The sequence below is a fragment of the Psychrobacter sp. NPDC064578 genome (assembly GCF_044901245.1).
GTDB classification, from domain to species: Bacteria; Pseudomonadota; Gammaproteobacteria; order Pseudomonadales; family Moraxellaceae; genus Psychrobacter; species Psychrobacter cibarius_C.
The window spans coordinates 1-21,808 of the sequence record NZ_JBJDPI010000002.1 but is presented as its reverse complement, the minus strand read 5'-3'; the positions used below and the strand labels follow the sequence as shown (position 1 = coordinate 21,808).

The 21,808-nt window shown below is 42.8% G+C and carries 18 protein-coding genes and 1 tRNA gene; 9 read left to right on the top strand and 10 right to left on the bottom strand.

Annotation, left to right across the window (positions count from 1 at the left end):
• Nucleotides 1-310 precede the first annotated feature (310 nt).
• The 6 genes from leuC to ACI2JM_RS02075 all read left to right on the top strand — a co-directional run bounded on the left by leuC (nt 311) and on the right by ACI2JM_RS02075 (nt 6,840).
• Nucleotides 311-1,729: a 3-isopropylmalate dehydratase large subunit gene (gene leuC, locus ACI2JM_RS02100; protein ID WP_404641745.1), complete on the top strand. Its 1,419-nt coding sequence runs from the start codon at nt 311-313 to the stop codon at nt 1,727-1,729.
• Between the two features lie 25 nt (nt 1,730-1,754).
• Nucleotides 1,755-2,219 (top strand): hypothetical protein, encoded by a 465-nt coding sequence (locus ACI2JM_RS02095; RefSeq protein WP_404641743.1) that lies wholly within the window; start codon nt 1,755-1,757, stop codon nt 2,217-2,219.
• Nucleotides 2,220-2,266: 47 nt separating this feature from the next.
• Entirely contained in the window at nt 2,267-2,917 is a 651-nt protein-coding gene (gene leuD / locus ACI2JM_RS02090; protein ID WP_055124341.1) for a 3-isopropylmalate dehydratase small subunit, read from the top strand.
• Nucleotides 2,918-3,058: 141 nt separating this feature from the next.
• On the top strand, nt 3,059-3,808 hold the full coding sequence (locus tag ACI2JM_RS02085) for a hypothetical protein (RefSeq protein WP_404641741.1): 750 nt from the start codon (nt 3,059-3,061) through the stop codon (nt 3,806-3,808).
• A gap of 301 nt (nt 3,809-4,109) precedes the next feature.
• Nucleotides 4,110-5,213: a 3-isopropylmalate dehydrogenase gene (leuB, locus tag ACI2JM_RS02080; RefSeq protein WP_404641739.1), complete on the top strand. Its 1,104-nt coding sequence runs from the start codon at nt 4,110-4,112 to the stop codon at nt 5,211-5,213.
• Nucleotides 5,214-5,643: 430 nt separating this feature from the next.
• Complete coding sequence (locus tag ACI2JM_RS02075; RefSeq protein ID WP_404641737.1) at nt 5,644-6,840, top strand: L,D-transpeptidase family protein; 1,197 nt, start codon at nt 5,644-5,646, stop codon at nt 6,838-6,840.
• Between the two features lie 304 nt (nt 6,841-7,144).
• On the opposite strand, the gene infA is transcribed toward ACI2JM_RS02075, so the two are convergent.
• The 7 genes from infA to dinB form a co-directional block, all read right to left on the bottom strand.
• Nucleotides 7,145-7,366: a translation initiation factor IF-1 gene (gene infA, locus ACI2JM_RS02070; protein ID WP_045446828.1), complete on the bottom strand. Its 222-nt coding sequence runs from the start codon at nt 7,364-7,366 to the stop codon at nt 7,145-7,147.
• Between the two features lie 121 nt (nt 7,367-7,487).
• Nucleotides 7,488-8,327, bottom strand: coding sequence for a tRNA pseudouridine(38-40) synthase TruA (gene truA, locus ACI2JM_RS02065; RefSeq protein ID WP_198329719.1), 840 nt, complete (start codon nt 8,325-8,327; stop codon nt 7,488-7,490).
• A gap of 58 nt (nt 8,328-8,385) precedes the next feature.
• Entirely contained in the window at nt 8,386-9,471 is a 1,086-nt protein-coding gene (locus ACI2JM_RS02060; protein WP_404642201.1) for an asparaginase, read from the bottom strand.
• A 177-nt stretch (nt 9,472-9,648) separates the two neighbouring features.
• Nucleotides 9,649-11,277 carry a FimV/HubP family polar landmark protein gene (locus tag ACI2JM_RS02055; protein ID WP_201501496.1) on the bottom strand — a complete coding sequence of 543 codons (1,629 nt, stop codon included), beginning with the start codon at nt 11,275-11,277 and terminating at the stop codon, nt 9,649-9,651.
• Nucleotides 11,278-11,328: 51 nt separating this feature from the next.
• Nucleotides 11,329-13,083, bottom strand: a complete 1,755-nt coding sequence (locus ACI2JM_RS02050; RefSeq protein WP_404641734.1) for a FimV family protein — start codon at nt 13,081-13,083, stop codon at nt 11,329-11,331.
• A gap of 111 nt (nt 13,084-13,194) precedes the next feature.
• Nucleotides 13,195-14,415, bottom strand: a complete 1,221-nt coding sequence (gene queA / locus ACI2JM_RS02045) for a tRNA preQ1(34) S-adenosylmethionine ribosyltransferase-isomerase QueA (protein ID WP_404641732.1) — start codon at nt 14,413-14,415, stop codon at nt 13,195-13,197.
• A 166-nt stretch (nt 14,416-14,581) separates the two neighbouring features.
• Nucleotides 14,582-15,667 carry a DNA polymerase IV gene (gene dinB / locus ACI2JM_RS02040; protein WP_193836969.1) on the bottom strand — a complete coding sequence of 362 codons (1,086 nt, stop codon included), beginning with the start codon at nt 15,665-15,667 and terminating at the stop codon, nt 14,582-14,584.
• A gap of 508 nt (nt 15,668-16,175) precedes the next feature.
• Between dinB and ACI2JM_RS02035 the strand changes: the two genes are divergently transcribed.
• Nucleotides 16,176-16,421 (top strand): hypothetical protein, encoded by a 246-nt coding sequence (locus ACI2JM_RS02035; protein WP_193836968.1) that lies wholly within the window; start codon nt 16,176-16,178, stop codon nt 16,419-16,421.
• A 65-nt stretch (nt 16,422-16,486) separates the two neighbouring features.
• Here the strand turns inward: ACI2JM_RS02035 and ACI2JM_RS02030 are convergent.
• Nucleotides 16,487-16,572 (bottom strand) — tRNA-Leu (locus ACI2JM_RS02030).
• A 143-nt stretch (nt 16,573-16,715) separates the two neighbouring features.
• A complete protein-coding gene (locus ACI2JM_RS02025) occupies nt 16,716-17,489 on the bottom strand; it encodes a ferredoxin--NADP reductase (protein ID WP_055124273.1) in 774 nt (257 codons plus the stop codon).
• Between the two features lie 509 nt (nt 17,490-17,998).
• Between ACI2JM_RS02025 and tsaA the strand changes: the two genes are divergently transcribed.
• Nucleotides 17,999-18,889, top strand: a complete 891-nt coding sequence (gene tsaA, locus ACI2JM_RS02020; protein WP_404641729.1) for a tRNA (N6-threonylcarbamoyladenosine(37)-N6)-methyltransferase TrmO — start codon at nt 17,999-18,001, stop codon at nt 18,887-18,889.
• Between the two features lie 85 nt (nt 18,890-18,974).
• On the top strand, nt 18,975-20,762 hold the full coding sequence (locus tag ACI2JM_RS02015; RefSeq protein WP_087815020.1) for a GspE/PulE family protein: 1,788 nt from the start codon (nt 18,975-18,977) through the stop codon (nt 20,760-20,762).
• Nucleotides 20,763-20,815: 53 nt separating this feature from the next.
• On the opposite strand, the gene ACI2JM_RS02010 is transcribed toward ACI2JM_RS02015, so the two are convergent.
• Nucleotides 20,816-21,481 (bottom strand): acyltransferase, encoded by a 666-nt coding sequence (locus ACI2JM_RS02010; RefSeq protein ID WP_404641727.1) that lies wholly within the window; start codon nt 21,479-21,481, stop codon nt 20,816-20,818.
• Between the last annotated feature and the right edge of the window lie 327 nt (nt 21,482-21,808).

Below are 21,808 nucleotides of genomic sequence, written 5' to 3'. Positions count from 1 at the left end.
ATTAAATTGACTATTTGCAGCTCATCGCACGTTTTAAGCGCTGATAATGGTCATCAATGTAAAATCGCCAATATAAAAATATCGATTTTGATACAAGCGCTGCTGACGATGCCGCTGATGATAAAGTATCGCGACGTATAAAATTTTTACCATAGGCTATAGTCGATTCAATTTAAAAGTAGTACAAGGCAACCGAGTGTAGATGTATATTTAATACTTCAAGCGAGGTTAACGCTGTAATAATTTTATAGTGGAATGACTATAAGCAAGTAAAAAAACCAGTAATTAGCAACCAATAAAGGATAGCAACATGGCAGGTCAAACGTTATATGACAAACTTTGGAATGCTCACGAAGTCACCAAGCGTGACGATGGTTCGAGCCTGATTTATATCGACCGCCATCTGTTGCATGAAGTGACCAGTCCGCAAGCATTTGAAGGCTTGGAGCTGGCCAATAGAGCACCGTGGCGCCTGTCGGCTAACATCGCCAGTCCTGACCATAACGTACCCACAGTCACTAAAGAGCGTTTAGAAGGCGTGCCTGGTATCAAGGACAAGGTATCACGCTTGCAGGTAGTGACATTGGATGAAAATTGCGCCAAATTTGATATCGCTGAGTTTACGATTAATGATGCTCGTCAAGGCATTTTACACGTCGTTGGCCCTGAGCAAGGTTTGGTGTTACCGGGTATGACGGTTGTTTGTGGTGATTCGCATACTGCCACTCATGGCGCGCTGGGCTGCTTAGCGCACGGTATCGGCACATCAGAGGTTGAGCATGTATTGGCAACTCAGTGCTTGATTCAGAAAAAATCAAAAAATATGCAAATTCGCGTCACTGGTAAGCTTGGTGCTGGCGTGACCTCAAAAGACGTGGTACTTGCTATCATTGCAAAGATTGGCACGGCTGGCGGGACAGGGCATGCTATCGAATTTGCTGGGCAAGTATTTGAAGAGATGAGTATGGAAGGTCGTATGACCGTTTGTAACATGGCGATCGAAGCGGGTGCTCGCGTGGGTATGGTTGCGGTCGATGACACAACCATCGAGTACGTCAAAGGTCGTCCTTATGCGCCAACCTCTGAGCAATGGGCGCAAGCCGAAGCTTACTGGCGTACCTTATATTCAGATGATGACGCGGTATTTGATACCGTGGTTGAGTTGGATGGTAGCCAAATAGCGCCACAAGTCTCTTGGGGAACCTCTCCTGAAATGGTTGTCGATATCACTCAATCTGTACCAACACCTGATCAAGCAGTAGATGAGGCGCAAGAAGAAGGCTGGTTACGTGCTTATACCTATATGGGTTTAGACGCTGGGCAAAAGATTACCGATATCCAGCTTGATCGCATTTTTATTGGTTCATGTACCAATTCGCGTATTGAAGATTTGCGTGATGCCGCCGCAGTCATTAAAGGTCGTAAAGTCGCTGACAATATCAAAGAAGCCATCGTTGTGGCAGGTTCTGGGCAAGTGAAGTTGCAGGCTGAAGCAGAAGGCTTAGATGCCTTGTTTACTGAGGCTGGATTTGAGTGGCGTGAGCCGGGTTGTTCGATGTGTCTTGCCATGAATGCGGATAAGCTTGAGCCACAAGAGCATTGCGCTTCAACGTCTAACCGTAACTTTGAAGGTCGTCAGGGCAATGGTGGTCGTACCCATTTGGTCAGTCCAGCGATGGCAGCTGCAGCAGCGTTAGCCGGTCACTTTGTCGATGTGCGTACGTTTTAACTTTTCATTTCTATAGAGCATAAAAATGAAAATGCTGTTTGTTTTATTTTGCTTACTGGGTAGCTCTCAGCTAGCGATGGCTCGTGATTACTGTAATGGAAGATTTGCCTATTGTGTCGATGTGCCAAATCAATTGGCATGGTTGCCTGAGGCAGATAATGGTGATGGTCGTCATTTTAAGTTACCCAACTCTAATGCCCCTATTTTGGTCTTTGGGAGTAATACACCAACTGTTTTCTTTTATACCGATAGCGATTATCTAAAAGAGAAGCAGCATCGATATAAAACAGGCATGACAGTTACTTACGAGCTGTTAAAAGATAAAACCTATACAGCAAGCGGCTATAGAAAAGACGGTCAAGTTTTTTATCATGTTATTAAAGTTAAGGATGGTCAGGAAGCAGTATTACATCTGAACTATCCTGAAAGTGAAAAAACTAAAATGACAAGTATTGTTAAACAAATGGCACGCTCTTTTAAGATTCATTAGACCGTCAAAAAAATTTACGTTAGTAATCGATATTTTAAGGAAAAAACATGCAAGCTTATAACACCCAAACGGGTATCGTTTGCCCACTTGATCGCGCAAACGTCGATACCGATCAAATTATTGCCAAGCAGTTTTTAAAGTCTATTAAACGCACAGGATTTGGCGTCAATTTGTTTGATGATTGGCGTTATCTTGACGAAGGCTATCCGGGTCAAGACAATAGCACACGCGTTATCAATCCAGAATTTGTGCTAAATAAGCCGCGTTATCAAGGCGCGACTATTTTGCTGGCACGCCGCAACTTTGGTTGTGGTTCTAGTCGTGAGCATGCGCCTTGGGCGTTGTCTGAATATGGTTTTCGTACGGTGATCGCGCCAAGCTTTGCAGATATTTTTTATAACAACTGCTTTAAAAACGGCATGCTACCAATTGTCTTGGATGAGGCAATTGTAGATACATTAATGAAAGACACGCTTGCTAATGAAGGCTATGAGCTAACTGCAGATCTTGAACGCCAAGTCGTCGTCACCTCAACAGGTGAAGAATATGCATTTGACGTAGATGCTTTTCGCAAACATTGCTTGTTAAATGGGCTTGATGATATTGGTTTAACCTTGCAGCAAAGCGATGCCATTAAAGATTATGAGCATAAGATGATGCAAAAAACACCATGGATATTTAACGATGTACGAGCATAAATAATGAATCTGCAAGCCATTACTCATAAAACTGCTGAACAGTAATAATGTAACGTTGAGTTATGGCGGTGAACTGGCTAAAATGAAGGGTAGTTTTTTTACGATATTTTATTATTTCTCTCATAAATAGTAGCCGCCATTATGAATAAAAAACGTTATGCTTTATGGACAAGTACGGTTGTTGCCGCAAGCTTATTGTTGTCAGGCTGTCAGCTATTGACTGGGTATCAGAAAATAGATGAGGCAGAAAATGCTAAAGCATGGGCAGGTAAGATTCAACCGATTGCGGGTGAAGTCAATATTGCCTGTATAGGAACTTATCATTGTGAAATTGCACGGATAGATAAGACACGAGTGATAGGGGCTGATACGCATGAGCCTATCAATCCTGCCATGCTGGTCGCGATGCAAGATATGAGTGCAAAAGGCAAAAGTCATACCAGCAATAAGCATGCACAAATATCAATGCACGCAAACATAGATATGACACCACTCGCTCATAAAAATGAGATTAAAATTGTACCTTTGTCTGCATCAGGCATGCCAGATCTAACCAATTATTATGCGCGAGTAAAACCTGCAAAACGCGAAGTACAGGTGAATTTCTATCCAGAAAATAATCTGGGCTATGTTGAGCGTTTTACTTTAATTCACGATTTTATTGACGCTGATACTTATCAATTACGGGCTTATCAGAAAAAATCTAACGATAATTCTGGTAGTTTATTAGACACCGCTTCACCACAGCCGCTATGTGTTGATCTGTATCAAGGCAACACTGTACAGCGCCGCTTTTGTAAAGAGCTGTCTGCTGAGCATCAAGGAGAGTTTGTAGAAACTCGTATCGTGAAAGCATTGCCTGCATCATCGAAAGTAAAAGCCAAAGCTTAAAGCCTATTTGAGTTTCAAAAAGAGCAAATAGACCACGGTTTTTTGTGCTATTGAAGGCACTAAGAATCGTTTTTAGGAAAATATCGTAAATTTGTAGTATTAGGGCGTGTCCTCAATTCAATTGACCATCCTTTAAATGAGTTAAAAATGGCTAAATTTTGCTAAACATCGTTAAATAGCTTATCAATATCTCGATATTATTTGCGCTACTTTCCTTGTTTGACGGCAATTTTTATCACCATTTTTAAAATGAGGACATGCCCTAACATAAATAAAAAACTACCTACCCACAAGGATTAGTATGGCAACGATTTTAACATTAGCGGGCGATGGTATCGGTCCCGAAATCATGACTCAAGCCATTGACGTACTGAATGCGGTCAATAAGAAATTTGCGTTAGATTTGACACTTGAATCTGGATTGATTGGTGGTGTGGCCATTGATGCAACGGGTGAGCCTTTGCCAGATGAAACGCTAGACCGTGCCCGTGCAGCAGATGCGGTATTGTTAGGAGCGGTCGGTGGCCCTAAATGGGATGGTATTGAACGCAGCAAGCGCCCTGAACGTGGTTTACTTAAAATACGTGGTGAGCTTGGTTTGTTCGCTAATCTACGTGTGGCAAAGCTTTACCCGCAGTTGGTCAATGCGTCTAGTATTAAACCTGAGATTATTTCAGGCTTGGATTTGCTTATCGTTCGTGAGTTAACGGGTGGTATCTATTTTGGTGAGCCACGTGGAATCCGCACACTAGAGAATGGTGAACAGCAGGGCTACAATACCATGGTCTATAGCACAAGCGAGATTCAGCGTATCGGCAAAGTTGCTTTTGAATTGGCAAAAACCCGTGCGCAAGCAGCAGGCACGGCAGCGAAAGTTTGCTCAGTGGACAAAGCAAACGTATTAGAAGTCACCGAACTGTGGAAGCAAACGATGACCCAAACGCAACAAGCAGATTATAGCGACGTGGCGTTATCGCACATGTATGCTGACAATGCTTGTATGCAATTGATCAAGAATCCTAAGCAGTTTGATGTTATGGTGACAGGCAATATGTTCGGTGATATCTTGTCTGATGAAGCTGCTATGCTCACTGGATCTATCGGTATGCTGCCATCAGCCAGTCTTGATGAAGCAGGCAAAGGGATGTATGAGCCGTGTCATGGTTCAGCGCCTGATATTGCTGGGCAGGACAAAGCCAACCCATTGGCGACTATTTTATCGGTTGCGATGATGCTGCGTTATACTTTTAAGCAAGAAGCAGCGGCACAAGCGATTGAGCAAGCAGTGAGTGATGTCCTTGATGATGGTTTGCGTACGCTTGATATCTTGGACAGTAGTGAAGCTGGATTGAAGCAAGTGGGGTGCCAAGAGATGGGTCAAGCAGTGTTGGCTAAATTACTCTAGTCCCACTATAGTGATATAGATTGAATTTTCCCCTGTTTTATTTCGATAGGGATAAACTCTCATCTTTATCTTTAATCGTCGTTCTAAACCCATAGTTTGCTCAGCAAATTATGGGTTTTTTTATGTTCATTTTAATCACTTTCTAGCGGTAACACACTAAACCAGATAGTTGTAAAAAAGTACTTGTTTTAACACAGACACCGCAGGACAAGGGCTTTATTAACATAAAGCTGTTATATGCTCACAAGGTAATATGACACTATAACAGCTTACAAACCACTAGAATCGCAGACTTTCACGTTAGAAGAGAGCTGATGAAAAGGTGTTTGAGTAAAGTTGGTTATGAAGGCGTTACAACTCAAAATAACAAGCCTTGATGACAACATAACAAAATAAAACTTATTATTTTTATAAAAATTAGGAGCATGAGGTGTATCAATTAAAAAAAATCAGCACAGCAGTAGCGATGATTGGTTTTTCTACGGCAGTTTTTATGGGGCAAAGCGTTGCAGCACCACTGGATAGTGTAAATGCTAACAATCAAGCAACGACCAATAACTTTGACAAACAAGCACCGACCAATAACGATGAAGCCAGTATTAGCAAAAATAATGCTAATAAGGCGAATGCTGCTGAAAAAGGCAGCCCTGTGACCAATGGCGTTAGCCAAAAGCTAGAACGTGATAGCAAAACCGCAAATGCTTCGAACAAATTTTTACCTACCATCAAGTACACGACAGACAATTTATCAGTTGCTGCGCAAAAGGTGAATGATGCCACTTGGAAAGAGGGGATGAATATCGACCGTATCATCGGTACTAAATTGCAAGCCTTATTGAATTGGCACCACAATGGTGTGGGTCCTGTTGATGGTTATTGGGGCAAAAATACCCGCAAGGCCATGCAAGCGTTTCAACAAGCAAATGGTTTGGCAGTCACTGACACGCTAAACAACGAAACATGGCAAGCGCTGACAAAGAATGAAAAACTCGCGGTGCAGCCAGTGCTAGTCAGCTATCAGATAACTGATGCGGATGTTAATATTAAAATGACAGAAATACCAGCTGGTGCTGAAGCCAAATCCAAACTTGAGGGATTGTATTATGAGAGCATCACGGAAGGGTTAGCAGAAAAATTCCATATTAGTGAAAGCTATCTCAAAGCGTTAAACCCTAAGGCTAGCTTTACGGCGGGTGAAACCATCACAGTTTATAATCCTGGCAATCCAAATACCAAGCCTGTCAGTCGAGTCGTTGCTGATAAAGCCACTGAAACGCTATATGCCTATGATGATAAAGACAACTTAGTTGCCAGCTATCCGACCACAGTAGGTAGTACGGCAACACCGTCACCAACAGGGACGCATACGGTAGAGGTGAAGGTACATGAGCCTAATTATACTTATACTGCTAAAGACGGTAGTAAGTCTATTCTTCCACCTGGCCCTAATAATCCAGTGGGCTCGGTATGGATCGGGCTTAGTAAGCCTTCTTATGGTATTCATGGCTCACCAGATCCTGACCGTATCAGCCGTCAAGCCTCAGCGGGTTGTATACGCCTGACAAATTGGGATGCACTTGCTTTGCTAGGGGTGATTCAAAACGGTGCGACTGTCGAGTTTAAATAGTACCTCACTATTTCTAAATCATGCTACTTATTAATCATGATTTAGAAATTTGAAAGTAAGTCAACTCATAAAATTTAGACAAAAAAATACCGCTGAAATTTAGCGGTATTTTTTATGATAAAAACAAATAACTAAGACTGAATAACTAAAATATTGATAGGCAATAATGAGCAGGTTAGCATTTTCATTATTATTATCAGTTAAACCACCCAAGCGTCTATATCAGCTATCAGCGAAAAGAAGCTATTTAGAAACCAGCTGTATTTATATAAATGCTTTTATAACCATTTTAGTGTGTAAGAAATTAGTTTTTGCCACGATAAGTAATACGACCTTTTGATAGGTCATAAGGTGTCATTTCGACCTTAACTTTATCACCTGTCAAGATACGGATATAATGCTTACGCATCTTACCTGAGATGTGAGCAATGATTTCGTGTCCGTTTTCTAAACGAACTCTAAACAGGGTATTCGGAAGGGTGTCAATGACTTCGCCTTCAAATTCAATAATATCGTCTTTTGCCATAGTTGGTATCAATCAATTAAAAATAAGCCCATATTATACGTAAGTTAGCGGATTAAAGCAATACAGCACTAGGTTTTTACTTGACAGCCTGTAATCGTTATGTATGCCAACTCCTATTTATTTAGTCAGGTAAATTTAGCCAAATGGGGGTTAAAGGAGCATTTGGCAGTCGTTGTTGAAAATGCTCAGGATAGTAAGCATTGATAAAATATAGACCATCACCAGAGGCAGTAGGCGGTGCGATAGTACGATCTTTTTTGGCTAAAATATCTAAAAAGGCTTCCGGCTGCAACTCGTGGCGACCGATGGCATACAAGGTGCCCATTAAGTTACGAACCATATGATGCAAAAATCCATCTGCTTGAATATCAAAAACGATAAACTGACCATGGGCAAAGAGTCTTGCGTGACTGACTGAGCGTACCGGTTGATTAGACTGGCAAGCAGCGGCGCGGTAGCTACTAAAATCGTGAGTACCGACGATCTCAGCCGCCGCCAGTTGCATCGCTGCTAAATCGAGCGGTTCATAGATGTGAGTGACTTGGTGATTCAAAATAGCAGGGCGCTGTGCTTGATTCAGCGTGATGTAGCGATAGCGACGGGCAATGGCACCAAAACGCGCATGAAAGTCGTCAGGCATTGGTTGAATCCAGCGCAGGGCGATATCATCAGGCAATAGACTGTTTACTCCGCGCAGCCAGTTATGAGTAGGACGATAGGCACGTGTCGTAAAGTGGGCAATCATATTACTGGCATGGACGCTTGCATCGGTACGACCAGCCGCGACGACTTCTACCGCCTCATTTGCGACTTTACCGATAGCGGTTTCTAATGCTTCTTGTACGCCTAATACTTCTCGTTGTCGCTGCCAGCCATGATAGCGCGTGCCCAAGAACTCAATTGCAATGGCTAATGTATAGGTTGTGGGCGTTTCAGCGTTGCTGCTGTTAATCTCGGACATGTTAATCTCGGACATGATTGGTATTGGTTCTTATAAAGTAAACATATTTAACGATAGTCTAACGTTTTTTGATAGTGGTGCCCGCCTGATTGACATTGTTCAACCAACGTTGTCTGCGCCGAGCGGGATTGTCATAACGCAGCAATAGCCATAATAATCGTGCATAGATAGCAGGAATCGTTAAGCGTCCGCCAGCAATCACATGATACTCATATTGCCAACTACCAGCCGCATAGCTGTCACTGACACCGCCAAATGGAGATTGGCTAGCGCATATCACCATGTGGCCATTTTTATAAGCAAGCTCTAGTGCCTCTGCTAGCGCTTGCGAATAAGGAACATTACCTGCGCCAAATCCTAATAGGATAATGCCACATGGCGGCTGTGATAATAATGCCTGTAGCTGGCTAGTCATTACCTCAGTGTCGTTTGGCAAACAATATAAAGCATGAATGCGTGCTTGCTCAGCTCGAGATTCGATATGGTCAATCATTGCTTGCTGATCATCAAGCCAATGCTGGCGGCGGGTATCCGGTAAGTTTTTGATATAACTATTGGCAGGATAGGCGGCTCTGGAGTGACCCGTAAATGCCATCAAATCATGGCTATGAATTTTTTGTACCGTTTGCGCAGGCCAAGACTCACCGCCAAAAGCAATCTTCACACCTGACTCACCAGCAGCAGCCAGTTTTAATGAATCGCTGAGGTTATCCCATGCGTCGCTATGGTCATCGATATCATAGGAATGTATCACCTCGCTGTCTAACAATGGGCGCATACTACCAGTGACGACTATACAAATATCACTACCAGCAAACGCTTCTGCTAAAAACGCACCCAAATAACTCAAAGTATCTGTACCAGTGATAAGCACAAAACGCCTGTCGCCTTGTGCATAGGCTGCTAGCAAAAGCTGATAAAAATGTACAAAGTCGTTAGGGGTAAGTTGGCTACTGTCTTTAATTAAGGTGTTATCCAGCCATGAGATTTGAGGCAAGTGGTTAGCGTTATCTTGGTCAGTCAATAGCTTTTGTAAAGTCGGTAAGAATACTTCTGCTGATAACGGTGCTAAGGGTCGTCCATAGCTACCAAAAGTACCGCCAGCATAAATGAGTTTGACAGGATTGGATAATGTATTTGTCATAGCAGAAAATGGCATAGTATGAGCCGTAATAAAGAAGTATGTGATAAAAAAGAGAAATTAAGGTTGGATGCTAATAGCGCTCAGTAATAATAAATAGTATAAAGGTTAAATGCAAAAAAAATCAGCAAGTATTCTTAGTGTTATAGAATACTTGCTGACAAAAGAACGATGGGGCTTTTACGCAGTACGATCTAGTAAGACTTTTGCTTGGTTCTGTTGCTCACTAGTGCCCTGAATTAATACCTCATTTAATAAGCGTTTGGCACTGTCGTATTCACCCAATTGTAAATATTGGCCTGCCAAATCTAGCGTAACTTGAGTGCTATCTAATGATTTTACAAAGTCAAAGTCGGCCGCAAAGCGGGAGGAGAAGTCTTCTGCTGTTTCAGCGGCATCTTCGGCGGTAAGGGTAGACTCGTCCTCAATTGGAGCAACTGGGCTGAGTGCTGTTGAAGAGTGAGTATCGAATTCATTGTCTAATAAAGAGTTATCATCGAACAGCAACGGGGCTGTCGGTGTGACACTAGATTCTTCAGCAAGAGCATATTCTGAATCATTATTATCAAGCGATTGTGCTTCGAGATTAATATTTTCAAAGCTCTCAGTGTCAAAGCTCTCAGTTTCAAAACGATCTTCTTCAATAATGAAGTTATCAATATCACTATTTTCTTCAAGTACAGGCGCTTCGCTTTCTATTAATGTTTCTATGTTGTTTGGCGCATCGAGACTGTCTAAAGACAAAGTGAAATCATTTTCTTCGTCATTCTGGACAGTGTTGATAGACAATGCTTCAGCAGTTTCGTCAATATCTTTATCGACATCAGTTGCTAGATCATCAAAGTCTAAAATGAACGCGTCATCTTCTAGCGTCATTTCATCGTTAATACTATCAGGGCGTTCTGGAATGACAGAATCCGTTGCCTGCGCATCAGTTTCTTCAGATGAATCAAAGCTGAAGTCAAAATCACTAAGATCATTGAGATCATTATCTTCTGCGGACACCGCGACATCATTATCAGTTCTGTCGATATTGGCAGTGTTTAGGCTTTCATCATCTGTCATCTCTAATGATGAAGTGACTGGCGCCGTATCAGTCGCCTCAGATGCGCTAATATTACTCTCTAAATCACTCAGCGTAAGATCAAAGTTATCTTCTACATTGTCGCTAGTAAGACTGGACTCATAAGATGTGTTTGTTACTGCCGAGTTAGACAGGCTGTCATCTATCAGCGTACCATGGTTATCTTCAGAGGTTGCTGGCTGATCAGATAGCGCGTTCTTACTATCGATTTGATTAATCGGTAAGTCAAAATCTATGCTTTCAAAATGGCTATTATCTTCTACGGGTGCCTCTTTTGCTGCGACTTGATTCTGCTCTTCCGAAAATAAAGCTTTTAACTCATCAGCTAGCGCAAGACTTTTTGAGTCGCTTTGCGTCTTGATGGCATCATAAACTTTGTTAAAGTTCTCTGGCTGATTAATAGTCGCGTAGATGCTGAGTAATTTAACAGATAATTGACCATCATTCGGTTTTTCGCTTAGGCCGCGACTGAGGGTTTCAATGGCTTTGTCATAACGCTGTTGATCCATGAAGCGCTGGGCAATCGTAATATGATCAAACTTATTGTCATCATCTTTGTGGCTTTGGGCAGGAGTGTTGTGATCCGTTTTTGGCATCGGAGCTGGCGTGGCGGTACTCATTCCCAGCTGCGCTGAGGGCTTTTGCGCTTTCTTTTTGTACAATAGTAAACCGGCTACTATTAGAATAAGTACCAATCCGGCGATGATATATAGCATATTGTCCATAGTTACTCCCACGCCTATGATCACAGCACACTGCGTTGATCAGTTAGGCAATTATTGATTGCGTAGTTTTTTGAGACGAGCTTGGAGCTCAGCCAGTTTTTGGTTTTGTAATTGAATTTTTCTTGTATAGCTATCAAGTGCACTGCTGGTTTTTGACAGCTGCTGAGCTTGAGCTGCCGTACTTTGTCTTGAGGCCTTGAGCGTGGCTAATATATCTGTGCTGAGACCATTACCTGTTGCCGCTGCTGATGTTGCTTGGGTGCCATCTGCGTTGCCATTACGACCAGGTGCGAGCACTGAAAATTGTGCTTTTGGCAGCGTTTGTGTTTTAGTAATCATGGGTTTTTTGCGCTGTTTAGCGACTTGATTTGTTTCAGACGGTTTTTTAGAGGGTGCTTTTGCGGCCTTTTTTACCACAGGTGTGTTTGCTCTGCGGCTATATTGTCTTTGCGCCTCAATCGCCGCTTCTAGTTTTTGTTGTGATGGTACAACATCGTAACTGGGCAAGCTAAGCTTGGCATCCGCTTTGAGTTGACCCGCGTCTTTATTAATAAAGGCGTCAGGGTTTTGCTTCTGAATCTGCTTCATTACTGTTTGAATGTCTAAGTTATTTTCTTGCGCAATTTGCTGTGCAATAATCCATAGACTGTCGTTGCGCTGTACTTGATATTGGGACGCAGTAGTAGTGCTGGCTGCCGTACTGATAGAGGCGTTGTTGGTGACACTAGATGGGACAGTGGCGATAGCTGTATTGCTGGTATCAAGACTGGCTTTTGGTGTACTCGCTTTGTTGTCACTCGGCGGTGGCATAATAGGAGAAGCGGCCATCATGCCAGCTTCTGATTTGCTACTCGGCTGTATCTGGCGAGTGACTTGGATATTCAGAATATCGAGCTGTTTATCAGTGACAGCTGTAGCTGATAGACTATTGTCTATTGGCATGGTGTTGTTATTGACTAGGGCTGTATCATTCGCTACATTCTTAGCAGAATTGAGGTCGATATTGCTGTTACCCATTGTGGTAACGTTGCCATTTGCACTCAAGCGACCATTGTCTAATCGACTGGTTGGATTACGATTATTGTCGTTAGCGTTAAGAGTGTTGTTAACGTTGTTTAAACGACCGTTATCTAGCCGGCTAGGCGCATAAGCAAGATTGTTGCCTTGCGAGGTAGGAGTCGTTGTAGGTGCTTGGATATTAGGTGCTGGCAATTTAGACGCCACCAACTCGCTCGTTGACGAGTGAGTAGTCGCTAGTATGGGCGATAATGTTAATGGCGGCGGTGCACCTTCTCTAACAGTCAACGGTTTAGCCGTATTAGAGGACACGCTGGGTAGATTCGGTTTTTTTGCGCCAGTAACGATGTCTTTAGGCGCGTCAATGGGCAAACGGCTATTGAGCGGCATCAACAATGTCTTGGGAATGACGTTGCGTTGACCCTTATCATTTATGTTTAAAACCACATCAGCAAAAGGTGTAGATACAGGTTTTGAGGTAGTAATAAATACTTGACCGCTGGTCGCTGAGGTAGGCTTGAAACGTACGGTCATCGAATCAGTTTGGGCCAAGCCCATTTGCTGATAAATAGTAGAGTTTGCCAAACTTGCTGAAAAGTCAGCGGCTCGAATATCACTGACCACAATGCTCGCAGCTAGCGGCTCATGTTGGGCAGAGGTGACTACAGTCTTACCAATCGTTGCAGCTTGTGCACTCGATACGAGAGCCGCATAGCCTACGGAACAAAGTAGTGCCATCGAGACCGCGCGATGTACCGTAGTCAACCGATGAGATAAATGACAAGACATGTGCAGACCTTTAAGATATAAGTTATCTGTGCTGTTATAACAAAATACCATTTAGTTTACCAGTTTATTTCACAACTGTTGTGGACAATACAAAAAATGTTTGAGTATTGTTTAATACGGCTTTCTATCCAGCAGCATTGCATCGCCATAACTAAAGAAGCGATAGTGTTCTTTAATCGCATGTTGATAAGCATGCTCAATGGCATCTTTACCCGAAAATGCCGACACCAGCATTAACAACGTTGATTTGGGTAAATGGAAATTGGTCAACAGTCGATCTATCACACCAAACTTAAACCCTGGGTAAATGAATATATCGGTATTACCTGACCAGCTGGAGAGAGGCTGCCCATTAACGGCTGTTTTTTGATAAGCCGTTTCGAGCACGCGTGTGACCGTGGTGCCAATAGCGATGACTTGTTTACCATTCGCATGGGTTTGATTGATGAGCTCAGCGGTTGCTTGTGGTAAATGTGCATACTCACTATGCATGGTGTGATTGAGCAAGTTGTCCGTTTTTACTGGCGCAAATGTACCAGCGCCAACGTGCAAAGTCACAAAAGCAGTACGAATACCTTTTGCCGCAAGTTTGCTCAGTACCGATTCATCAAAGTGTAAGCTTGCAGTCGGTGCAGCCACGCTCGCAAGCTTGGTTGGATCATGAAAAACCGTTTGATAACGAGTATTGTCTGTCTCATCCGCATGGCGTTCAAAGTAGGGGGGAATAGGCAGTTCGCCATAAAGCTCTAAATGCGGCAAGATCGGCGCATCAAACGCTAAAATAAATAAGTTGTCTTGACGACCAATCATCACCGCCTTCATATGACCGTCAGCAAGCTGCAAGTGTTGTCCAAGTTTGAGCGCTTTACTGGCTTTAACATGGCAAAGTGCAATATGTTCTTGATTCACGGGTTTGTCATTTGCAGCTTCTACAGATTTTTCAGCCTCTACATATAAAGTCGCTGTCTCTAAATCTGAGATATCAACCAAACGTTCAATCAATACTTCAAGCTTACCGCCAGTATCCTTTTGTCCGAAGAGGCGTGCTTTCATCACTTTTGTATCATTAAATACAATCAAATCACCTTCATTTAATAACTCAGGTAACTCAGTGAATAAGCGATCTTCTACAAGCGTAGAGTCTTTTTGATTATTGGCGGGCAAATACAAAAGTTTTGAGGCAGAACGCTGTGAGAGAGGATAGCGTGCAATCAGGCTGTCTGGCAGCTCATAATCATAATCATCAACGCTCAAATAATTCAAATCATTGTTGTTTTTTTCGGCATCAATTGAGGCGGCAGTAGTAGAGTCTATAGTGTGAAAATCGTTCATAATTAATCTTTAAATGAATGTAAATTTTGGCGTAATTGTAGCAGAAACCATGTCATGAAAGGGCAGTTTAGTAAGGACTTATGCGCACAAAAGGGTTTGTATATTAAATAGCCTAAGCATTAATTGTTAGAATAAATAATTAATAAAAGCGATGAGCGTCAGTATGTTATTCAAACAAATTTAACTGCGGCAACAATTGGGCGGCAGGTGCTAATGAAGAGAAAGTAACACCGACTAAGCGGATAGGTAGCTCACGAGGAATGTCTAAAAACAGTTTGTCCAACCAATAATGGGCAGAATCAGCACTGTTAAAGGCAGTCGATAGCGTGTGTGAGCGGGTGATTTGAGTGAAGTCTGCGTATTTAACTTTTAGAGTAATGGTATAGGCGACCAGCTGTTTTTGTTGCAGTTGATGAAAGGCATCAGCATTTTGTTCGTAAATTTGTATACGTAATTCATGGTTATTACTTAGATTGTCTTTGAATGTGGTCTCAGAACCCACAGATTTATGCGCGCGCTCAGATTTGACAGCACGCTCATCACGCCCATGGGCAATATCGTGATAAAACTGCCCACGCTTGCCGAACTCTTGCACCAATACAGCCGCTTGCATTCGCTTGAGATCCGCGCCAGTACTTATACCCATTGCATGTAAGCGCTTGGCAGTGGCTTTACCAATACCATGAAAGCGCTCGATAGGTAGCGTACTGATAAAAACATCAGCGTCCGCCGGCGTGATAATGGCCGTACCATTGGGCTTATTGATATCAGAAGCAATTTTAGCCAGCATCTTGTTAAACGACACACCTGCTGAGGCCGTTAATCCAGTATGCGCTAGTATTTGTGCCCTTAGCCAGTTCGCCATCAAGGTCGCTGAGCCTTTATGGACTTGGAGCCCTGTAACATCGAGATACGCCTCATCTAAAGACAATGGTTCAACGTGTGGCGTTAAGCGGTACATAATCTGACGAATATCGCTACTAACTGCGCGATAAACCTCAAAACGTGGCCTTACAAAAATGACTTCTGGGCAACGTTTACGCGCCTCATAACAAGACATGGCAGAGCGTACACCAAATTTACGTACCTCATAGCTGGCTGCCGCGACCACACCGCGACCACTTGGATCGCCACCAACCACCAATGGCTTACCGCGCAGTTCAGGAAAGTCACGCTGCTCCACACTGGCATAAAAAGCATCCATGTCTATATGAATGATTTTACGAGGGCTAGCATTTATAGAAGTTGTCATACTCACTATTTTACCTGATTCAAGCGCTTTGATTGAGTATCAAAATTTGGATTTATCGATAGACAGCTTTGCTAGGTTAGCAGGATGCTAGCAATGATATATGAATAATTTTATATGTCATAAATCTTATATATCATAGAGTTAGTTAATGATAAACAGTGATGTTAATTCAAAAAAATCGTATTTAGCAAACATATTTTTGCTCTTGAATGATCTAGGTCTACTGTAAATCAAACTCATTTGTACTCTTGCACCATCTGTCGTATCCACCTCACCGTTTGTCATAAATCTCATATTTAGATGTTACAGTTTTGATTCTGGTGTTTTACAATATAGTATCCGCGCTAATGGATGACTGTAAAACAATAAGTAATGCCTTGTGCGCCTCTATGACCATTTAAAAAAGACATTGCTTATCGCTCATGCCAAGATCGAAAATGGAGTTTTGGTAAAATTAACTCTTTAAGAGCTTGATGTTAGAGAGTTTAGAATGACTAAGGAGCTGATGATGAATAATGAACTAAAAGGGAGCAATTTAACAAGGGCGATGCTAGCACGCGGCGATAAAAAAGTATGGTGTGCGGTTTGTGATGATAGTGATGAGCAAGCAATGATGGATCATTGTGGTAATGATTTTACGGCTTATATCGTGTCATTTCGTGACGGACATTTTTATTGCAATGCTGGCATGCCGTGGGAGTTTGCCGTGCCCATTAAGATAATTGCGGTGCTGCAATCTGAAATAGAGAAGTAAGTATAGCAATAATATTACCGGCACAAAAAAACCTCCTAATGAGGAGGCTGATTTGTTATTAATATTGGTACCAGTGGTCGGACTCGAACCGACACGCTTATTAGGCAACGGATTTTGAATCCGTCATGTCTACCAATTCCATCACACTGGCATGTTAGAAGATAAGGTCTATTAGATAGAGATTATCGAATTGGGCTACAGGGTTAACTCTGTATAGGCTGCATATTATAGCAGCCTATTTTTATCCGTCAAGAATTATTTGATATAATTTTCAATTAAATCAAAAAAAATGGTTTAGCCTACAAAAGCACGTTCAACGGCGTAATCTGCTTGGACACCCATACGTGGTGAAACGGTCAAACCAAAATCGTCCAAAATCGCTGAAACTTCAGCATTAAATGGCATGCTACCGCAGATCATGACACGGTCGTCTTCTTTATTCATCGGTGGTAAGCCAATGTCTTCAAAGAGTTTTCCTGAGGTCATTAAGTCAGTCACGCGACCTTGATTTTTGAAATCCTCACGAGTCACTGTTGGGTAGTAGATGAATTTTTCACGGTACCATTCACCAAAGATCTCGTCGTTAGGTAATTCGTTTTCAAACATATCACGATACGCCAAATCATCGATATGGCGCACACCATGTACCAAGATGATTTTTTCAAAGCGTTCATAGACTTCAGGATCACGTGCCAACGATAAAAATGGCGCCAGTCCAGTGCCTGTAGAGAGCATATAAAGGTTTTTGCCAGGCAGTAAATCATCTAGTACCAAAGTGCCCGTTGGTTTTTTGCTGACCAACAGCTCGTCACCGACTTTGATATGCTGCAAGCGCGAGGTTAATGGGCCATCTTGAACCTTGATAGAAAAGAATTCCAAGTGATCTTCGTAGTTCGGGCTAGCAATCGAATAAGCGCGCAATAGCGGTCTGCCATCGACAACGATTCCGATCATCGCAAATTCGCCATTACGAAAGCGCAGGCCATCGTCGCGAGTTGTCTTGATGCTAAATAAAGCGTCATTCCAGTGATGAACCTCTGTGACCGTTTCGGTGCGAAGTTTTGACATAAAGTCCTCGTTAATAAGTTGCTATCGGTTTTATTAAGTTTAAATGAGTGTTAAATTAAAATTTTCAATGAAAGAGGGTGTAGAAGAGTAGTAAATTTTCAATCACTATTGGAACAGCCAATCGTTTAAAACCTCTGTCACGCAAAGTAAGTAGCATAGCCGATGTTTTAACCAACGTCATGGGGCGATATTCTAACACCTTATTAAGCATTTAAAATCAGGAGAGGGACTGATAAAGTCTAAGGATAGATATGATTTAATCTGTCTCCTGTAAAACCACGGCAATGGCTGTTGCTGTAGATGGCTTATAAGGGTTGAAAAATAAAGGCTCTCATCGAATTTATGGCTCATAATACCAAAATTTAAAATAAAAATCCGTCTGGCAGCGACGATGCGGCATGATAAAATGGAATATCGTTAGTGAGTAATTTTGTATCACTGGATAATATGCGCTAAACGCTCTCATAAAAGCAGATGCTTACTATTGAACGGTTTTTTGGAGAAACATGATGTCCGATGATAATATCTCTTTGGCGGGTTACCACCATGCGCCAATGATTGGCTACCATCGTGCCCCGTTGTCACAGAAATTTGGTGCGCCACGCCAGCCGAATTTGGTTGCGCTCACCAGTATCATTGAGATGATAGCGCCTTATGACTCGCCAGCAGCATTTGCCGGTTTAGACGCGTTCAGCCATATCTGGATCAGTTGGCAGTTTCATCATAACTATACCAATAAAGACACTCACATTGGCAAAAGCGGCACTGGCTTTCGTGCGCAAGTCCGCCCACCAAGGCTCGGTGGCAATCAAAAAATAGGGGTGTTTGCCAGTCGCAGTATGTATCGACCTTCAGCGCTTGGGTTATCTGTCGTCAAGCTTGAAAGTATCGAGGTTGTAGAAGGGCGCGTGTTACTTATTATTAGCGGTGCAGATATGATAGATGGTACGCCGATTATCGATATTAAGCCCTATGTCGCTTATAGCGATGCGCTCAGCAATGCAAAAAGCGGGTTTGCGCCAACTGCGCCAGATTTATTAGAGATAATTATCACGGAGTCTGCTTACGAGCAATTTATGACGTTGGTTGATGCTGGACGATGCGATAAAAATGACAATGACAATGACAATGGGACTGAGACTGAGAATAAAAATAATAAGAAAGCTATTCATGCAAAAAATAAGAGTGTAGCGACGCTTATTCAACAAATGCAAGAGCAGTTGCTCATTGCTGATATCGAGACTATTAAAGCGTTAATTGCGCAAGACCCGCGTCCAGCTTATCGTCGCGCGGAGATCAATACGCCGTTTGTCATGCGTTATAAGTCTGTCGATGTGAGCTTCCAGTTGATAGAATCAGGGCAATTGCAGATAATGGCTGTTGTGAAAGTGAGCTTGTAATGTCCAGTGACGCCATTACTGCCGCATGAATGATCCATAAATCACTCCTCAATAAATAACGCATCAATAATAAAAGAAGAAAAATATGTCTGCTCAGAAATATTCAATCGTGATTGATTTACGTTGGTGCTTAGATGAACTATTGGCAGATAAGGTGATTGATCAGCGTGGCTACAATTTAGTGATGACGAGCCGGCGTGATAAAGCGCAGCATCCACTCCTGACCATCAGTGAATTTGGTCTGCCAAACGGTCATGCACTGGATAAAAATGTTGAGCATAAATTGACTTTGGTATGGTTAAATCAATGGTTGGCGGCCAAAGCAGGCATGGCACTTGTCCGTATTGACCCGTTAAAAGTCGATGTCCCAGCCGTCACTCAACTGATGTCCTTTGAATATGCCCGCTCACAGCATATTTTGCCCATTGAAGTGACGAATGATGAAGTCGTCATCGGTACAGACCAGCCGTTTTGTACTGAGTGGCAGACAAGTATCGAAAAATTAATCAAGTCTAAAAGCTATCGTACGGTTTATATCAATCCTGAGCAAATCAATCGCTACCGTCAAGAGTTTTACCAAGTCACCCAAGCGATTGCAGGAGCAAATAGTGTCCATAAGCGGGCAGCGGCTGATGTCACCAATGTCGAGGCATTACTGCAACTGGGCGACAATACCAACCCTGATGCCAACGATCAACATATTGTCAGAGTTGTCGATTGGTTGTTGCAATATGCTTTTGAGCAGCGAGCCAGTGATATCCATTTAGAGCCTCGCCGTGAGACGGGTAAAGTCCGTTTTCGTATTGATGGCGTGTTGCATACCGTCTATGAGATGCCTTTGGCAATCATTGTCGCGGTGACGGCGCGGATTAAAATATTAGGACGACTGAATGTGGCAGAAAAACGCAAACCACAAGATGGCAGGTTGAAAACCCGTACGCCAAAGGGTCTGGAAACTGAGCTGCGCTTATCGACGATGCCGACAGCCTTTGGCGAAAAGCTGGTGATGCGGGTATTTGATCCTGAAGTGCTGGTGCGCTCGTTTGCTCAGCTTGGTTTGTCAGGTAAGCAGCTCGATACTTGGCATGAGTTGACAGCGCATCCCAACGGTATTATTTTGGTCACAGGGCCAACGGGTTCTGGTAAAACCACGACGTTATATAGCACGCTCAAGCAGCTCGCCACCGAGCAAGTTAATGTCTGTACGATTGAAGATCCTATCGAGATGATTGAACCAGCTTTCAATCAGATGCAGGTCAATCCAGGGGTTGACTTGCACTTTGCCGATGGTATTCGCTCTTTGATGCGCCAAGACCCAGATATCATTATGGTCGGTGAGATTCGCGATGCCGAAACCGCCAATATGGCAGTACAAGCATCACTCACTGGACATTTGGTACTCTCGACGTTGCATACCAATGATGCACCAAGCTCACTTACTCGCTTGCATGATTTGGGCATTCAGCCGTTTTTGACCTCAGCGACGATATTAGGCGTCATGGCGCAGCGTTTGCTACGCACGTTATGTCCGCATTGCAAAAAAGCCCTAGACGTGATCCCAGACAGTGAAATTGCTGTGCAGTGGCAGGAATTGGTTCAGCCTTGGCGTGCGCCCGCTCCAGCGCAAATTTATACAGCGCAAGGCTGCGAGCATTGTCGCCATACGGGCTATCAAGGTCGCGTTGGTCTGTACGAGATCATGCCGTTGTCAAATGAGCTAAAAAAACTGGTCGCCGCCGATGCCAATTTAGATGTGCTTAAGCAGCAAGCGTACCGCGAAGGTGTACAGCCGCTGCGATTATCGGGCGCAAAGCGTATTAGTGAAGGGCTGACGACCATAGAAGAAGTAATGCGAGTGGTGCCATTGCATTGATGTCAAATAGCCAGTGCTTGCTTTAGTAAAACGTTGCCCTGTAACTTAACTCTTTAACGCTCCCAGCGTACATTTTGGCGAATGATTTTGGCTGGTGCACCAGCAATCATGCAGTTGGGCGTCTCAACTGGTTTATTGACAAATGCCCCTGCTGCAATGATACAACCACTGGCGATAGAGACGTTTTTAGAAATGGTTACATTGGCGGCAATCCAAATATGGTCTCCTAAAATGACGTTTGTATGTGCCTTATTCACTCGCGCGTTAGTGTCTATATCATAGACCTTGTGAACGTCAGTCGCTCGAATTTCGATACCACGTGATATCATGCATGATTGACCAATGTTCACACTTTTATCGCGCGCCAAAATATAGCAATCAATAGCGGTAGTATGATTGCCGATATAAATATGTAGATGATTACCGACAACCAATAATTGCCCCGAGAATTTAACGTCCTCTCCAATCGTGACTTGATTGTGATTGCCGTTGATGTCAATTTTTAACTGATTAAATTTGCCGCCCTTACCGATAGTGATTTGATTGTCATCACCTTTACGAATGGTGATGGTCGAATTGCCAATGATGCGTGCATCTTTGGCGATATTGATATGATTATTGAGCCCTTTGTCTTGTAATAAAAACCGCTTTTTATAGAGCTGTTTGGGTAATAATGTTTTTATAATCGGAGAAAGGCTGATGGTTTTTTTATGGTTCATAATGATGGGCTTATGAAAAGTGAGTAGAAGGTGTAATGTTTTCGCTAGCGAATGGCTCCTATGGTTGATTAGCTGTCTTTATATCAAGACTCATGTTAAAACTATAGTCAGTTTTGATACCGTTTCAGACACGGTGAACCATAACTCTGATAGTGTACCGCTAAACTTTGCTTGAAAACAGCTGCCGCTGGAGCAATCAATACTCTAAGGTTTTAAACCTAATATTTTTTATGGGGCTGTCCTAGATAAGTAAAATAATCTAGGATAGTCATATGAGAAAGAGCAGATTAAGTTGGTACAAACAAACCAGACTCATTGAACTATTTA

Bases quoted from the DNA above. Each gene is read 5' to 3' on its own strand.
- leuC (WP_404641745.1), top strand. From the start codon at position 311: ATGGCAGGTCAAACGTTATATGACAAACTTTGGAATGCTCACGAAGTC.
- ACI2JM_RS02095 (WP_404641743.1), top strand. From the start codon at position 1,755: ATGAAAATGCTGTTTGTTTTATTTTGCTTACTGGGTAGCTCTCAGCTA.
- leuD (WP_055124341.1), top strand. From the start codon at position 2,267: ATGCAAGCTTATAACACCCAAACGGGTATCGTTTGCCCACTTGATCGC.
- ACI2JM_RS02085 (WP_404641741.1), top strand. From the start codon at position 3,059: ATGAATAAAAAACGTTATGCTTTATGGACAAGTACGGTTGTTGCCGCA.
- leuB (WP_404641739.1), top strand. From the start codon at position 4,110: ATGGCAACGATTTTAACATTAGCGGGCGATGGTATCGGTCCCGAAATC.
- infA (WP_045446828.1), bottom strand. From the start codon at position 7,366: ATGGCAAAAGACGATATTATTGAATTTGAAGGCGAAGTCATTGACACC.
- truA (WP_198329719.1), bottom strand. From the start codon at position 8,327: ATGTCCGAGATTAACAGCAGCAACGCTGAAACGCCCACAACCTATACA.
- ACI2JM_RS02060 (WP_404642201.1), bottom strand. From the start codon at position 9,471: ATGACAAATACATTATCCAATCCTGTCAAACTCATTTATGCTGGCGGT.
- ACI2JM_RS02055 (WP_201501496.1), bottom strand. From the start codon at position 11,277: ATGGACAATATGCTATATATCATCGCCGGATTGGTACTTATTCTAATA.
- ACI2JM_RS02050 (WP_404641734.1), bottom strand. From the start codon at position 13,083: ATGTCTTGTCATTTATCTCATCGGTTGACTACGGTACATCGCGCGGTC.
- queA (WP_404641732.1), bottom strand. From the start codon at position 14,415: ATGAACGATTTTCACACTATAGACTCTACTACTGCCGCCTCAATTGAT.
- dinB (WP_193836969.1), bottom strand. From the start codon at position 15,667: ATGACAACTTCTATAAATGCTAGCCCTCGTAAAATCATTCATATAGAC.
- ACI2JM_RS02035 (WP_193836968.1), top strand. From the start codon at position 16,176: ATGAATAATGAACTAAAAGGGAGCAATTTAACAAGGGCGATGCTAGCA.
- ACI2JM_RS02025 (WP_055124273.1), bottom strand. From the start codon at position 17,489: ATGTCAAAACTTCGCACCGAAACGGTCACAGAGGTTCATCACTGGAAT.
- tsaA (WP_404641729.1), top strand. From the start codon at position 17,999: ATGTCCGATGATAATATCTCTTTGGCGGGTTACCACCATGCGCCAATG.
- ACI2JM_RS02015 (WP_087815020.1), top strand. From the start codon at position 18,975: ATGTCTGCTCAGAAATATTCAATCGTGATTGATTTACGTTGGTGCTTA.
- ACI2JM_RS02010 (WP_404641727.1), bottom strand. From the start codon at position 21,481: ATGAACCATAAAAAAACCATCAGCCTTTCTCCGATTATAAAAACATTA.